Below are 13,389 nucleotides of genomic sequence, written 5' to 3' on the forward strand. Positions count from 1 at the left end.
ATATCTTAACGCAATGACCTAATCCTTTGAGCATGTATTTATTACTGGATACCTTATTTCCACAGATATAGAATAAACACAGATTTTGTAAGAGGTATCGTTATGTCAAATACATATGAAGAGCCAACCGTATGCGATGCATGTGGTGTAGCTGGTGAAATGGGCTTTATCATCAAAGAAGGCGACGACGTCGCCGAGGTACAGCTATTCAGTGATTCAAAAGCACAGTTAGAAGTTGAACTTCAAAAGTATGTTGAACTTGCTCAGGCTGTCTGTAAGAACGTTGAGTTTGAAGTTTCACCACTTGAAGAAAGCTCAAAAGAGCTCACTGCTCGATTCAAGTTTGAAGTCAGTGCTGAAAAACTGATCTTCGAACTGAAAACACGTTCTCTGGCAAGATAACTAGAGCTTACGTAACATCAAGCGAGCATTATTGCTCGCTTTTTAATTGCTTCCACTTAAGTTGACCATTCATTTCAAAGTCCTGCTCCGCCACACATTGCAATACTACACCTTCGACATTAATCACCGATCCTAATGAGTACGCTTTGTCGTTGTAATAACAGACTCGCTTACCGAGCTTGGAATCCGATAACAATACCGCAGCTCCAACATCTGCCCCAGGCGTGGTGATGGTTTTAGCCGATAAGGGCGAGGCGAAAGCACACATTATCGCCGTCACAAGGCCCAGTGATTTCCATTGTTTTCTCTTAATTTCCATTGCAAACTACCTACGTCGCTCTGATTGTATGGTATCTCGTTATTATGATTCGTTTTTTTGCTGCAATAGTTGCAGCCCTTTTGTTCACCACATACTCAGTGGCGCAAGACCTCGATCATTATAAGCTACTTAACCATCTTGATAATTATGGCAACCTTGACCTGAGAAATAAGCCGTATACGACACTCCCTGAGGGATTAATCGTAAAAGGCAACCTCAATATCGCAAAGACACCTATTAAAATGCTACCTAATAATCTTGAAATCAAAGGTAGCTTAGATGCCTCAGATAGTTTAGTGGAATTCATGCCAAGAGGAACCAAAATCACAGGATACGCTAACTTTCTCGGAAGCCAATTAAAAGCGTGGCCAGCTGGTGTTGTTCCCGGTGGCTATATCAACCTCACGGATACGCCGGTAACCAAACTACCAAATGGTATGTATGTCAAAGGCGACCTAAGTGTCATTCGCACTAAATTAACTGAACTGCCCAATGGTTTGGTCATAGAAGGCAACCTTTATCTGGGTGGTTCACAAATAACCACTTTTCCCAAAAAACTCACGGTCAAAGGAAATATCTATCTAGGCGGTAACACCATTACTCAATGGCCAGACGACTTAACCTTAGGTGGTGCCGTCGCTCGTTAATGCATTAACTTAACCACTCATTTATAAAACCGGAACAGTGTAAAAATCTGTTCCGGTTTTTCAAATTCTACCAAGTGTAAGCTTTTACTACCGAAACGACAGAGGCTTTACACTATGACATTTTTCAATTTCGTTGCTAATTACTTTCAAGCCACCTATAAATATGAGGACAACAATAGCTTACTTGGAAAGCTGTTTTACGTCTCTCCAGCAGAGCGTGCCGAGCGACTTAATGAGCTGTTTGGTACTGATGCATTTTGGGGGATATCCACATATTCAGAGCAACATAAAGACTCCATCACAGAAAAACCGGAACAACGAGATTAAATATTCAATGGCAGCAGACAGGCGTAAACTTGAGCTCTACGAAAACCTTTTTAAGCAATTAGGGCCGGGAGATCACCGTATTACTATCGGCTCGATTGCAGAACATTTTCAATGCAGCGAGCGACATGCGCGAACGTTACTTAATCAAATGGAAACTAAGCAATGGTTATCCTGGACTCCTCTCCGTGGCAGAGGAATGAAGGGCAAACTCGTCTGCCTACAAGAACCTATTGAGGCCTGCTACAAAGAGGTTGAACAGGCTACTGTAGAAGGCAACTACGATTTGGCGCATAAACTGATTGGCTTTAACAATCGTAATGTCGCTAGTGGCCTAAAACATTACCTGACGCATGCAACAACAGCCAGTGAAGATACCATTTTTGCTCCATTTCATCGCAGACTCAGTTGGCTCCACCCTCATCACACTATGGAGCGTACTGAACGCCACCTCATTCACGAGGTTTTCCAGACCCTAGTCAATGTTAAAGGGACTGAATTCAGTGGTAACCTCGCCCATGCATGGGAAAGCGATGATGAGAAAATTAGCTGGGTCTTTTATCTGCGTAGTGGCGTCGTCTTTCACGATCAGTCTCCAGTCACCACCAATGACGTAGTAGAGAGCCTAAAGTCACTAACTCTCTCACCTTACTGGTGTGCGCTATACGATCATATCGCTGATATTACTAGTCATACTGCTAACCAAATCCAGATAACACTTAAGTACCCTGACCCTCATCTACCTAAGCTGCTGAGCAGAGCCGAGGCATCCATTATGCCTAAGCATTTTATCTATCGTGCCGAGAGTCATTTCAAACCGATAGGCTCAGGCCCATTTATGGTGGGTGTGAGTTCCGAAAAACTGCTTCGCTTGAAACGCAATCCGAACTTTTGTGGTCAATCGGCTCTGGTCGAACATATCGAACTTTGGATTCACAAGGAGTGGGCAGAAGATAAGAAATGCGCTGAAAATTTCTTCTTCCTTAGTGATGAGCAAGTTCAATACACGGCGTCAACATCCGATATTGGCTACTTTTTCCTGCTCATCAATAATAAAGCCCTACAGAATTCGTCGTTTCAACACAGTTTGGAGAGGTTATTTAACGGTCGACTAGACTCACCGATCCCCTGTGATACACATGTCGACTTTTGTTTTGAAAACAACAACGAAAACCGTTGGTTTTCACGCAAACTCATTAGTGCTCTCAAACAGCAAGACGTTACGGCAAACGGTACGCAAGTCGTCTATGGTCATCCAGCACCTAAACAAGACCTAGCCATTGGTGGCATTCGCTTAGAAGGAGATAGAACCACAAGTCTAATCGCTTTTTTTATGCTCTATCCATATTGGCAAACAAACCTAACCTGGAAACAACAAGACCACTTGAAGCACACTCTATCGGCCGCACGCTCGGAGGCAGACACATCAAAGCAAAAGCAGATTCTCGACGCGTTGCTTACCTGGTTACACAAAAACCATGTACTGACGATTATTAAGTCAGAAGATCTTTCTTTGAGTATCCCTTCTCGTATTCGAGGCGTGGAAATCAACTCCATTGGCTGGTGCGACTTTTCCAAACTGTGGATCAAACAGAGAATGATACATTCTCACTAAGTCAATACTCGCTCTTACTCAGAAATAGTGAGATATCAGAAGTAGTGAGATATCGCTAAATAACGGGTTCGGATATGTTCTATCAACAGCCTCACTTTGTTTGGCGGTTGTCGAGTAAAAGGGTAAACGGCATAGATTCCCAAACGCTTACCCACTTGGTCAGGAAAAATATCCACCAGCTGACCATTGCGTATGTCATGGTATACCAAGCAGCGCGGGACATACGCGATACCATGCCCACCTAACGCCGCCTTTCGCAGTGCAGTGGCATTATCTGTAGAAAATGAGCCTGAAACGCGCACGATATAGTTACCTTTATTTGCCTTAAACTCCCACTCTGAAGCTCCGGTGGTCTGATAAGCGTATTGCAAACAATTGTGTTGCGTAAGATCTTCAGGCTTGAGAGGTTTGCTGTTTTTCGCAATGTAGGAAGGAGAAGCACAAACTACCCATTGAGAATCCAAGATATGACGCGCTATTAGGCTTGAGTCCTCTAGATATCCTGTACGAATAACAAGATCAAACCCTCCGTCCACCAAGTCTACAAATCGATTATCTAACGACATATCAACGGTGAGACCGGGGTGCATGTTACAAAATTCGGCCACAGCATCGGCTAAGATCAAATCACCGGAGATAGACGGCACGGACATTTTGATGTGACCACTAATATTCTCACCATACCCTGAAACTGATTCCATAGCCTCTTGGGTGGCTTGCTTCACATTTTTCGCACCATGAACAAGTGCTTTACCAGCCTCAGTGAGCGTTAATTTACGCGTTGTTCGATATAATAATTGGACACCCAATTCTTCTTCTAAACGCGCAATTCTTTTACTAACTACTGAATTTGTAAGGTTATTTTGCTCTGCCACTCGGCTAAAAGCACCTGTTTCTACCACCTGGTAGAACAGAATTAAGTCATCTGCTCGCATCACATTATGCCAATTTTGGAAATAATCATTTTCATTATTTCTCTATATCAACAAAAAATAAAGGGATAAATTCACCCAACCTTAACAACCCTATTACAAAAATAATAAAGACAACTTCGCCCATTCACATAGTTGGAGTGGATGAGCTAAGACAAAAGGAAGTAACCCATGTCTGAAACTCTATTAGCCCTCGTGGCATTTTCGCCTATCGTTGTCGCGGCCATCTTACTGGTCGGTCTCAATTGGCCCGCAAAAAAAGCTATGCCTGTTGCATTTGGACTTACCGTAATTATTGCCCTATTTGCTTGGGATATGTCGGTCACTCGCGTTCTCGCGTCGGTATTTCAAGGCTTTGGAATTACCGTCTCCGTACTCTGGATAGTGTTTGGTGCAATTTTCTTGCTCAACACCCTCAAACATACAGGAGCCATCACCACAATTCGTAACGGTTTCACCGACATTTCCCCCGACCGTCGAGTGCAAGCTATCATCATCGCGTGGTGTTTTGGCTCCTTCATTGAGGGCGCATCTGGGTTTGGAACCCCTGCAGCAATTGCAGCACCGCTGCTTGTCGCCATTGGCTTCCCTGCGCTAGCTGCGGTATTAATGGGTATGATGATTCAATCTACACCCGTCTCTTTTGGCGCGGTAGGTACCCCTATCATAGTCGGTGTAAACAAAGGTCTAGATACCCACAATATCACCGAGTCTTTGGTTTCTCACGGCGCTTCATGGGACATGTATTTGCAGCAAATTACGGCTAACGTTGCCATTATTCATGCCTGTGTTGGAACCCTCATGCCAGTGCTTATGGCAATGATGTTAACCCGTTTCTTTGGTAAGAATCGCAGCTGGACAGAAGGTCTAGACATCCTGCCATTTGCACTATTTTCTGGTGTTGCGTTTACTATTCCATATGCGCTTACAGGCATTCTTCTCGGCCCTGAGTTCCCATCACTCATTGGCGGGCTTGTCGGCCTAGCCATCGTCGTCAGTGCGGCAAAAAAGGGCTTCCTAGTACCGAAATCAAAATGGGATTTTGAAAGCGAAGATAAATGGCCAACTGAGTGGCTAGGTTCGTTGAAAATGGATCTTTCCGAATCAAACGGAAAGCCAATGTCGATAGCCGTCGCCTGGCTACCTTATGTGCTGTTAGCCGTCATCTTGGTGGCTAGCCGAGTCAGCTCTGAGTTTAAAGGCTTCCTGACCAGTGTGAGTCTATCGTTCAGCAATATTCTTGGAGAGACTGGTATTAGCACCGCTATTCAGCCTCTATATTTGCCGGGCGGAATCCTAGTGTTCGTTGCCTTGTTGGCAGTCATTATTCAATCACGCAGTGCGAAACCACTGGTCGCCGCTTTTGGTGAATCGAGCAAAACGCTTATAGGAGCTGGCTTTGTTCTTGTCTTTACCATCCCGATGGTTCGTATCTTCATTAACTCTGGGGTAAACGGTGCCGATCTAGCGAGCATGCCAGTAACCACGGCTAATTTAGCCTCTGCCATGGTTGGTGAAGCTTTTCCTGCGCTAAGTGCCACAATCGGTGCTTTAGGAGCATTCATTGCGGGCTCAAATACGGTGTCTAACATGATGTTCAGCCAGTTCCAGTTCGAAGTTGCACAAACTCTTACTATTTCAACCACTGCTGTGATTGCATTGCAAGCGGTAGGAGCAGCAGCCGGTAATATGATCGCTATTCATAACGTCGTCGCTGCCTCTGCTACCGTAGGACTACTGGGACGTGAAGGCCTAACGTTGCGCAGGACGGTTATACCCACATTCTATTACTTAGTCGTTACCGGTCTCATTGGATTGGCTCTGGTTTACGGCTTCCATTTCACCGATGCCTTGATGAACTGATTTAGGTTCAATTAACCACGCACTTACCTCGTTTTTTGAGTGAAGTTGTGAATTATCTCAAGAAGGTAAGTGCGCTTATTTTTCAGAATGTTACATCTAGTCTATATAAGAATATAAACCCATAAAAATGGGTCTGGTGCTGGAGCAAAGCAATGCGAATCTATCCCTCAAAACCGAGCAAAGTTTATTTTTATGCCACTTGCCTCGTCGATGTATTTGACCCTGAAGCGGGTCTTGATGCGATGACACTGCTGAAGCAACAAGGTATCGATGTAGAGTTTGTTGAAAAACAAACGTGCTGCGGTCAGCCAGCTTATACCTCAGGTTATGAAAATGAAGCTAAGCAAGTCGCGCAAAGCCAAATGGACCTGTTCACAGAAGAAATTCCTGTGATCGTATTATCCGGTTCCTGTGGAGGAATGATGCACCATCATTATCGTCGATTATTCAAAGGCGATAAGAACCAAGCCAAAGTGGATAGCTTTTGTGACCGTGTCTATGAGCTCACTGAATTCTTAGTAAATGTTTGCCGTGTGAGGCTAGATGATAAAGGTCAACCAACGAGTGTTGTCATGCATACTTCTTGCGCTGCTAGGCGAGAAATGAACGTCCACGTTACCGCCACAGACTTGCTCAGCCAACTGTCCAATGTCGAACTGAGAATGCAAGATTACGAGAGTGAGTGTTGCGGCTTTGGTGGCAGCTTTTCGGTCAGACATCCAAATATTTCCCAAGCGATGGTTGAAGACAAAACTCGACACATCGAAGCAACAGCATCAGATACTTTAGTAAGTGCTGACTGGGGTTGCTTACTCAATATTAACGGCGCTTTTGAATATCAAGGCAAAGCCATCAAAGGCCGCCATATAGCCTCATTTTTGCTAGAACGTACCCAAGGAGAATCCTAATGAGCCAGACTCCTGAACAGTTTCACGCCCTAGCAAAAGATGCTCTAGCCGATAAGCAGCTTAGAGCTAATTTCCGTGGCGCAATGGACTACCTGCGCGATAAACGTAAAACAGCTTTCTCTGATTTGGATGAAGAGAAGCAGACCCGCGACCTGGCCGAAGCCATTCGTCAGCGCTGTCTTAGTAAGTTACCGGAGCTGCTCGAACAACTGGAATTCAACTGTTATCGAAACGGTATCCAAGTCCATTGGGCAGAAAATCCAGAGCAAGCTAATGCGATTATCGCCTCTATTGCTTCCGAGCATGACGCCAAAAGCATCATCAAAGGTAAGTCTATGGTCAGTGAAGAGATTGAGATGAACCATGAGATGGCAAAACTGGGTATCGAATGTCTTGAAAGCGACATGGGCGAGTACATAGTGCAACTTGATGGTGACAAACCATCGCACATCATCATGCCGGCTATCCACAAGAATAAGCAAGAAGTCAGTGACACATTCGAAGCAAATCTTGAGGGATTTAGTCCTACCACCGACGTTGATAGCTTGATTCAGACCGGACGTACTCGCTTGAGACAAAAGTTCTTTGAAGCCGACATCGGCTTATCGGGCGTGAACTTTGCCGTAGCTGAAACGGGAACGCTGTGTTTGGTAGAAAATGAAGGCAATGGCAGGATGTCTACCACAGTACCTAACGTCCACATCGCGATTACCGGTATCGAAAAAGTCGTTGAATACCTCGCAGACGTGCCGCCTTTGTATAGCGCGTTGACTCGTTCTGCCACTGGGCAGGCAATTACGACCTACTTCAATATGATCAGCTCTCCTCGTAAAGCAGGAGAGAAAGACGGACCTCAGGAAGTCCACTTAATTCTGCTCGACAACGGCCGTAGCCAAGCCTTCCAAGACGAAGAGCTACGCAAAACGTTGCAATGTATTCGCTGTGGAGCATGCATGAATCACTGCCCTGTTTATACCAAGATTGGTGGCCACGCCTATGGCACCGTTTATCCTGGCCCAATTGGCAAGATCATTTCTCCTCACCTATTGGGAATCGATAAAACTAAAGATCTCGTGACGGCTTCAAGTCTATGTGGTGCGTGTGGTGAAGTGTGTCCAGTACGCATCCCTATTCCAGAAATGCTGTTGCGCCTGCGTAAAGAAGCGAAGAACAAAGTGAGTAAAGATAACCTAGAACTCAACGGACAGAACGCAGCACACAGCAAAATGGAGTCTGCGGCGATGAAAGGGTTTGCTTTAGCCGCAAGTTCATCCCATCTCTACCATGCAGGGACATTTATGGCGACAAAAATGCAGAGCTTAATTCCAAATAAACTGGGTGCCTGGACACAATGTCGAACCAGTCCTAAACCAGCTAAGAGAACACTGCATCAAATTATGGTTGAGAAAAATAAGACCGAGCCTAAGAAGTAACAGAGGAAATGAGCATGAATACAAGACTTGCGAAAGATAACATTCTTGGGCGCCTAAAACAGGCAAAGCGAACCCCCAAAACAGCCGAAGAGATGGCGTTTTTTCCTTGGGGTAGTCACCCAGATATTACGGCAGATGATAAAGCCCAACGCTTCTTTGACATGATGACAGCAAACCACGCCGATGTTCGAGTCACCACAAGAGCGGAATTAAGCCCTACTTTACAATCCGTTATGGAGCAATATCAATTTCAGAACATCGCAATTGGCACGGCTGGTGAATACATCAACGATTTTGAAGTCGCCACCAGCACACGAAACGTTACCACATTCAATAAAGAAATTGAGCAATGGAAATCTGAACTGTTTAACGATATTGATGTAGGTATCACACACACCCTTGGAGGTATCGCTGATACTGGTGCTTTGATACTTTGGCCTACAGAGCATGAGCCTAGAACACTATCGCTAGTGCCTCCGAGCCACATTGCTGTCGTTAAGAAATCAGCATTGTATGGTCATTTCTTGCAGGTGATGCAAGAGAACAACTGGAATCATTACATGCCGACAAACGCGCTATTAATATCTGGCCCTTCGAAAACTGCAGATATCCAACAAACGCTCGCCTATGGCGCACACGGACCAAGCCAGCTGATCGTGTTACTGCTGGAAGACGAATAAGAATAAAGGACACTGGAATGAGCCATGTAGACGCTAAGACACAACAAGAACTCAATAGCAAAGAACAACGCTACTCAGTAGTAAAACAGCAACTCGCCACCAAAATTGATAGCGAACGCATCATCACAGACGATGCACAACGTCTGGCTTATGGTACCGATGCCAGTTTCTATCGACTCATTCCTCAGATCGTTCTAAGACTCAAAGATCTCGATGAGGTGGTGTTCGCTATCCAATGCTGCAAAGAACACAACGTCCCTTTCACGTTTCGTGCGGCAGGGACTAGCCTTTCAGGGCAAGCGGTATCAGACTCCGTATTGATTGCTCTTACTGACGACTGGCGCGGTCATACCATTATCAATGATGGCGCACAAATAAAACTGCAACCTGGTGTCATTGGCGCTGATGCGAATAAATATCTACTGCCTTTCCAACGAAAAATCGGGCCAGATCCAGCGTCGATCAATACGTGTAAAATCGGCGGAATTGCAGCTAATAATGCCAGCGGCATGTGTTGTGGTACGGCACAAAACTCATATCGTACTGTTGAAAGCATGAAATTAGTGTTCGCAGATGGCTCAATTTTGGATACGGGGAGTCAACAAAGTATTGAGAGTTTTAAACAGACCAACCCGAGTTTGATTGAAGGACTCAAAACATTAGCCGAAGAAACGCAAGCCAATAACGAACTGGCTAGTAAAATTGCCCACAAGTATCGATTAAAAAACACCACTGGATACGCTTTAAACGCACTCGTCGATTATTCTGATCCTATCGAAGTCCTTGAGCACCTTATGATTGGTTCAGAAGGTACATTAGGTTTCATTGCTGAAATTACTTACAACACGGTTGTAGAACATGAGTTCAAAGCCTCTACTTTGCTGGTCTTCTCTAACATTGAAGAAGCAAGCCAAGCTGTGACAACACTATCGAGTACCCCAGTCGCTGCCGTGGAGATGATGGATGGTCGAGCGCTGCGCTCAGTAGCCGACAAACCGGGTATGCCAAGCTTTATTCAGCAACTCGACCTAGAAGCAACCGCTCTGCTTATCGAAGTCCACGCCTCAGACAAAACCACACTGGATGCTCACACTACGAACGTGATGGCATCACTTTCGGATTACACCATTATTGAGTCGGTGCCATTTACCCTTGACCCGAGTACTGTCGCAACGCTCTGGGGTATTCGCAAAGGCATGTTCCCTGCTGTTGGTGCTGTGCGTGAAGTGGGTACCACCGTCATTATTGAGGACGTTGCATTCCCAGTAGAAAATTTGGCCGCTGGAGTTCGAGATCTACAGCAACTGTTTGACAAATATCAGTACGATGAAGCCATCATCTTTGGCCATGCGCTTGAAGGCAACTTGCACTTTGTCTTCACTCAAGGTTTCGATAGTCAATCGGAAATCGAACGCTACGGTGGCTTTATGGATGATGTGGCTGATTTAGTCGCAGTAAAGTATCAAGGTTCATTAAAAGCCGAGCACGGTACAGGGCGAAACATGGCGCCTTACGTCGAGCTTGAATGGGGAGAAGAAGGCTATGCCTTAATGCAACGCATCAAGACCTTGTTCGATCCTCAAGGGTTATTGAATCCGGGCGTCATCATCAATGACAACCCACATTCGCACATCGAAAACCTCAAACCTATGCCCGCGGCCGACGATATTGTTGATCGTTGCATCGAGTGTGGCTTCTGCGAACCCGTATGCCCATCACGTACCCTCACCCTTTCTCCTAGACAACGTATTGTTCTATTCCGGGAGCTGCAACGTCGCCGAGCCAATGGCGAATCAACTCAAGCTAGCGAGCTAGAAAAGGTATTTGAGTATCAAGGCTTGGATACCTGTGCAGCAACTGGTTTATGTGCTGATCGTTGTCCCGTCGGTATCAATACAGGGGAATTGGTGAAGAAGCTGCGAGCTCCTAAGTATGAGAAGTTTCGACCCATTGCAAAATGGACAGCTGATCATTTTAGTGCGACAACCACTATCGCAAGGTTTGGCCTCAAGAGCGGTCACGTAGCCTCTAATCTCCTTGGGGCGCAACGAGTGGCGAATATCGCCAAAGGAATGCGCTCAATCACTAAAGACGCCACACCTGCATGGCTCGCAGAGACACCAAACGGAAGTAACTTCGATATTGAAAAAGCGCTCGATGACAAGCCAGCTGCAAACTCAACGATAAAGAAAGTCGTGTATCTCCCATCGTGTGCAAGTCGCAATATGCAAACTCAACCCGCAGCAAGGGATCAACGCCCCCTAGAAGAAGTGACATTGTCACTTATTTCAAAAGCTGGATTTGAATTGGTTACGCCTAAAAAACTGAGTGACCAATGTTGCGGTATGCCCTACGACAGTAAAGGCATGGTGGATATAGCAAAACAAAAGAGTCTTCAACTTGAAGATGCGTTATGGGAAGCCAGCGAAAACGGTACATACCCTATCCTCATGGACACCAGCCCATGCGCAAAACGTAGTATTGAGCAATTCACCAAACCCATGACCATTGTTGAGCCAGTCAAGTTTACCCACGATTACTTGTTAGATACTTTGGCATTGGCACCGATAGACGAAACTGTGATGCTTCATGTGACCTGCAGTTCTAGACGTATGGGTTTAGAGCAATCAATGTTAAATCTCGCTAAGGCTTGCGCCAGCGATGTGGTGTTACCCGAACACATTCAATGTTGTGGCTGGGCAGGAGACAAAGGGTTTACCACTCCAGAGCTTAATGAAGCAGCGGTTGCTCCGCTTAAGCAGCAAGTTCCAAGTGGATGCACACGAGGCTTTAGCAACAGTATTACTTGTGAAATAGGCCTGTCTCATCACAGCGGTATTCCTTACCAATCCATCCTCTATTTAGTGGATGAAGTTGCCCAAACTAAATAGCAAAACGCCCCTCACTAATGAGGGGCGTTTCTTTAATTATATCCCACATGCCAACTACGCATAGCGCATGTCCAAAGACGTCAAAGTGCATGAGCACACCTTGTTTCGCCCTGACTCTTTAGCTTCATAAAGCGCTTTATCCGCTCGCCCAACCAATGAATCCCATGATTCATCATCGACAAGCTGAGCAACACCAAAACTGCAACTAATAGAAAATTCTTCACCCTTAATGTTGCCGTACTTTTCGACTCGAAGGCGTAGTTGTTCAGCTAATGCTCGAGCTTGATGCAAATCCATGTCGTAAAGCACCACCATAATTTCATCCCCACCAAATCGAAACGTCGTATTGCCACCATTTAACGAATCTTGAATGATATCTGATACTTTGCGAATTACTTTGTCTCCAGCGATATGTCCGTATCTGTCATTGATCATCTTGAAGAAATCAATATCGAGCATAATGACACTCACATTGGTTCCTCGAGCAAGCTGCTTTGGTAAATCTTCTTCAATGTAAACTTCAAGAGCTCGTCTATTACCGAGCTGAGTTAAGGGGTCAAAATAAGAAAGCGCGTTAATAGCTTTCACTTGTCTGCCATTGATCATCCACAACATACTGAAGCTAATAGAAACGATGAGAAAAATGCTAAGTAAGAAAGCCATCGAGTGTACAAACCCAGCGTCCATAAACTGCACGATTGCCTCCCCCGAAATGGCGTAGTAACTTCGATAAACCATGAAGCTGCCATACAGCACAAACGTCAACACCATGGTTCTTACTGCAAGAGGTAAGTCTTGTTGCTTTCCGACTGACATAACTCTCGCCGACACCAGAGTAACTAAAGCTAAATAGCTCGTTATAGCCACAATTCGGTTCTCAATAGATGCTTGGTAATAGGTAAAATAAACAAAAGACAAAAACACTAAGGGAATCGTCGTCATACACCAATAAGAGTATTGCAGCTTGGATTGCCTAAACTCACATAGGCTATGCAGTATCATTTGAAATGCACAGGCAATCAGCATGTTAGCCGTAATGACCGTGAGAAACTCGGGCAAAAGCCCGCGAAAGCTTATCAAAAGCGGTCCCGTTCCCATTACCAACAAAGCCAATGAAAACATAGTCAAACCCGCAACCTTTTGCTGAGAACGTTGATAGAGCAGAAGCCCGATACAGTAGACGCAACTAAAAAGTATAATGATAAAATTAAGCGTCCTCATATCGAGAGAAAACGCATCCATAACCACCGCCCGAAGTACTATTCCTTATCAATTAACAACAATTCATTCATCAAACAAATTGAATATACTCAGGGATACTAGAATAAATAGGCCGGTTTTGTCTGTGACTCATAGGAAATGAGATCCACCTCAC

At 45.1% G+C, this 13,389-nt stretch carries 12 protein-coding genes; 9 read left to right on the forward strand and 3 right to left on the reverse strand.

The window, feature by feature from the left end:
- The first annotated feature begins 102 nt into the window (after positions 1–102).
- Positions 103–402, forward strand: coding sequence for a YfcZ/YiiS family protein (locus tag OH456_RS09400; protein ID WP_006074643.1), 300 nt, complete (start codon positions 103–105; stop codon positions 400–402).
- Between the two features lie 28 nt (positions 403–430).
- Here OH456_RS09400 and OH456_RS09405 read toward each other — a convergent pair whose 3' ends face one another.
- Positions 431–721 (reverse strand): YnjH family protein, encoded by a 291-nt coding sequence (locus tag OH456_RS09405; RefSeq protein WP_124941334.1) that lies wholly within the window; start codon positions 719–721, stop codon positions 431–433.
- Positions 722–765: 44 nt separating this feature from the next.
- Here OH456_RS09405 and OH456_RS09410 point away from each other — a divergent pair, with 44 nt between their 5' ends.
- The 3 genes from OH456_RS09410 to OH456_RS09420 all read left to right on the forward strand — a co-directional run bounded on the left by OH456_RS09410 (position 766) and on the right by OH456_RS09420 (position 3,307).
- Positions 766–1,368, forward strand: a complete 603-nt coding sequence (locus tag OH456_RS09410) for a hypothetical protein (RefSeq protein WP_270033332.1) — start codon at positions 766–768, stop codon at positions 1,366–1,368.
- Between the two features lie 114 nt (positions 1,369–1,482).
- The gene (locus OH456_RS09415; RefSeq protein ID WP_006074640.1) at positions 1,483–1,695 is read left to right on the forward strand and encodes a hypothetical protein; all 213 of its coding nucleotides are present in this window, start codon (positions 1,483–1,485) and stop codon (positions 1,693–1,695) included.
- A 7-nt stretch (positions 1,696–1,702) separates the two neighbouring features.
- Positions 1,703–3,307, forward strand: coding sequence for an SgrR family transcriptional regulator (locus OH456_RS09420; protein ID WP_270033333.1), 1,605 nt, complete (start codon positions 1,703–1,705; stop codon positions 3,305–3,307).
- Between the two features lie 35 nt (positions 3,308–3,342).
- Here OH456_RS09420 and OH456_RS09425 read toward each other — a convergent pair whose 3' ends face one another.
- Positions 3,343–4,242: a LysR family transcriptional regulator gene (locus OH456_RS09425; protein ID WP_006074638.1), complete on the reverse strand. Its 900-nt coding sequence runs from the start codon at positions 4,240–4,242 to the stop codon at positions 3,343–3,345.
- Positions 4,243–4,410: 168 nt separating this feature from the next.
- Between OH456_RS09425 and OH456_RS09430 the strand changes: the two genes are divergently transcribed.
- The 5 genes from OH456_RS09430 to OH456_RS09450 all read left to right on the forward strand — a co-directional run bounded on the left by OH456_RS09430 (position 4,411) and on the right by OH456_RS09450 (position 12,014).
- A complete protein-coding gene (locus OH456_RS09430; protein WP_270033334.1) occupies positions 4,411–6,102 on the forward strand; it encodes an L-lactate permease in 1,692 nt (563 codons plus the stop codon).
- Positions 6,103–6,254: 152 nt separating this feature from the next.
- Positions 6,255–7,010 (forward strand): (Fe-S)-binding protein, encoded by a 756-nt coding sequence (locus OH456_RS09435; RefSeq protein ID WP_270033335.1) that lies wholly within the window; start codon positions 6,255–6,257, stop codon positions 7,008–7,010.
- The gene (locus tag OH456_RS09440) at positions 7,010–8,443 is read left to right on the forward strand and encodes a LutB/LldF family L-lactate oxidation iron-sulfur protein (RefSeq protein ID WP_270033336.1); all 1,434 of its coding nucleotides are present in this window, start codon (positions 7,010–7,012) and stop codon (positions 8,441–8,443) included. Before OH456_RS09435 ends, OH456_RS09440 begins: the two co-directional genes overlap by 1 nt.
- Positions 8,444–8,457: 14 nt before the next feature.
- On the forward strand, positions 8,458–9,123 hold the full coding sequence (locus tag OH456_RS09445) for a LutC/YkgG family protein (RefSeq protein WP_038227161.1): 666 nt from the start codon (positions 8,458–8,460) through the stop codon (positions 9,121–9,123).
- Between the two features lie 104 nt (positions 9,124–9,227).
- On the forward strand, positions 9,228–12,014 hold the full coding sequence (locus tag OH456_RS09450; protein ID WP_443088635.1) for an FAD-binding and (Fe-S)-binding domain-containing protein: 2,787 nt from the start codon (positions 9,228–9,230) through the stop codon (positions 12,012–12,014).
- A gap of 54 nt (positions 12,015–12,068) precedes the next feature.
- On the opposite strand, the gene OH456_RS09455 is transcribed toward OH456_RS09450, so the two are convergent.
- On the reverse strand, positions 12,069–13,136 hold the full coding sequence (locus OH456_RS09455) for a GGDEF domain-containing protein (protein WP_242456592.1): 1,068 nt from the start codon (positions 13,134–13,136) through the stop codon (positions 12,069–12,071).
- Positions 13,137–13,389 lie beyond the last annotated feature (253 nt).

The organism is Vibrio sp. La 4.2.2 (genome assembly GCF_027586995.1).
GTDB classification, from domain to species: Bacteria; Pseudomonadota; Gammaproteobacteria; order Enterobacterales; family Vibrionaceae; genus Vibrio; species Vibrio mediterranei.

Excerpts from the sequence above, each read along its gene's own strand:
- OH456_RS09430 (WP_270033334.1), top strand. The coding sequence starts at position 4,411 with ATGTCTGAAACTCTATTAGCCCTCGTGGCATTTTCGCCTATCGTTGTC.
- OH456_RS09440 (WP_270033336.1), top strand. The coding sequence starts at position 7,010 with ATGAGCCAGACTCCTGAACAGTTTCACGCCCTAGCAAAAGATGCTCTA.
- OH456_RS09425 (WP_006074638.1), bottom strand. The coding sequence starts at position 4,242 with ATGCGAGCAGATGACTTAATTCTGTTCTACCAGGTGGTAGAAACAGGT.
- OH456_RS09435 (WP_270033335.1), top strand. The coding sequence starts at position 6,255 with ATGCGAATCTATCCCTCAAAACCGAGCAAAGTTTATTTTTATGCCACT.
- OH456_RS09420 (WP_270033333.1), top strand. The coding sequence starts at position 1,703 with ATGGCAGCAGACAGGCGTAAACTTGAGCTCTACGAAAACCTTTTTAAG.
- OH456_RS09455 (WP_242456592.1), bottom strand. The coding sequence starts at position 13,136 with ATGTTTTCATTGGCTTTGTTGGTAATGGGAACGGGACCGCTTTTGATA.
- OH456_RS09445 (WP_038227161.1), top strand. The coding sequence starts at position 8,458 with ATGAATACAAGACTTGCGAAAGATAACATTCTTGGGCGCCTAAAACAG.
- OH456_RS09415 (WP_006074640.1), top strand. The coding sequence starts at position 1,483 with ATGACATTTTTCAATTTCGTTGCTAATTACTTTCAAGCCACCTATAAA.
- OH456_RS09405 (WP_124941334.1), bottom strand. The coding sequence starts at position 721 with ATGGAAATTAAGAGAAAACAATGGAAATCACTGGGCCTTGTGACGGCG.
- OH456_RS09400 (WP_006074643.1), top strand. The coding sequence starts at position 103 with ATGTCAAATACATATGAAGAGCCAACCGTATGCGATGCATGTGGTGTA.
- OH456_RS09410 (WP_270033332.1), top strand. The coding sequence starts at position 766 with ATGATTCGTTTTTTTGCTGCAATAGTTGCAGCCCTTTTGTTCACCACA.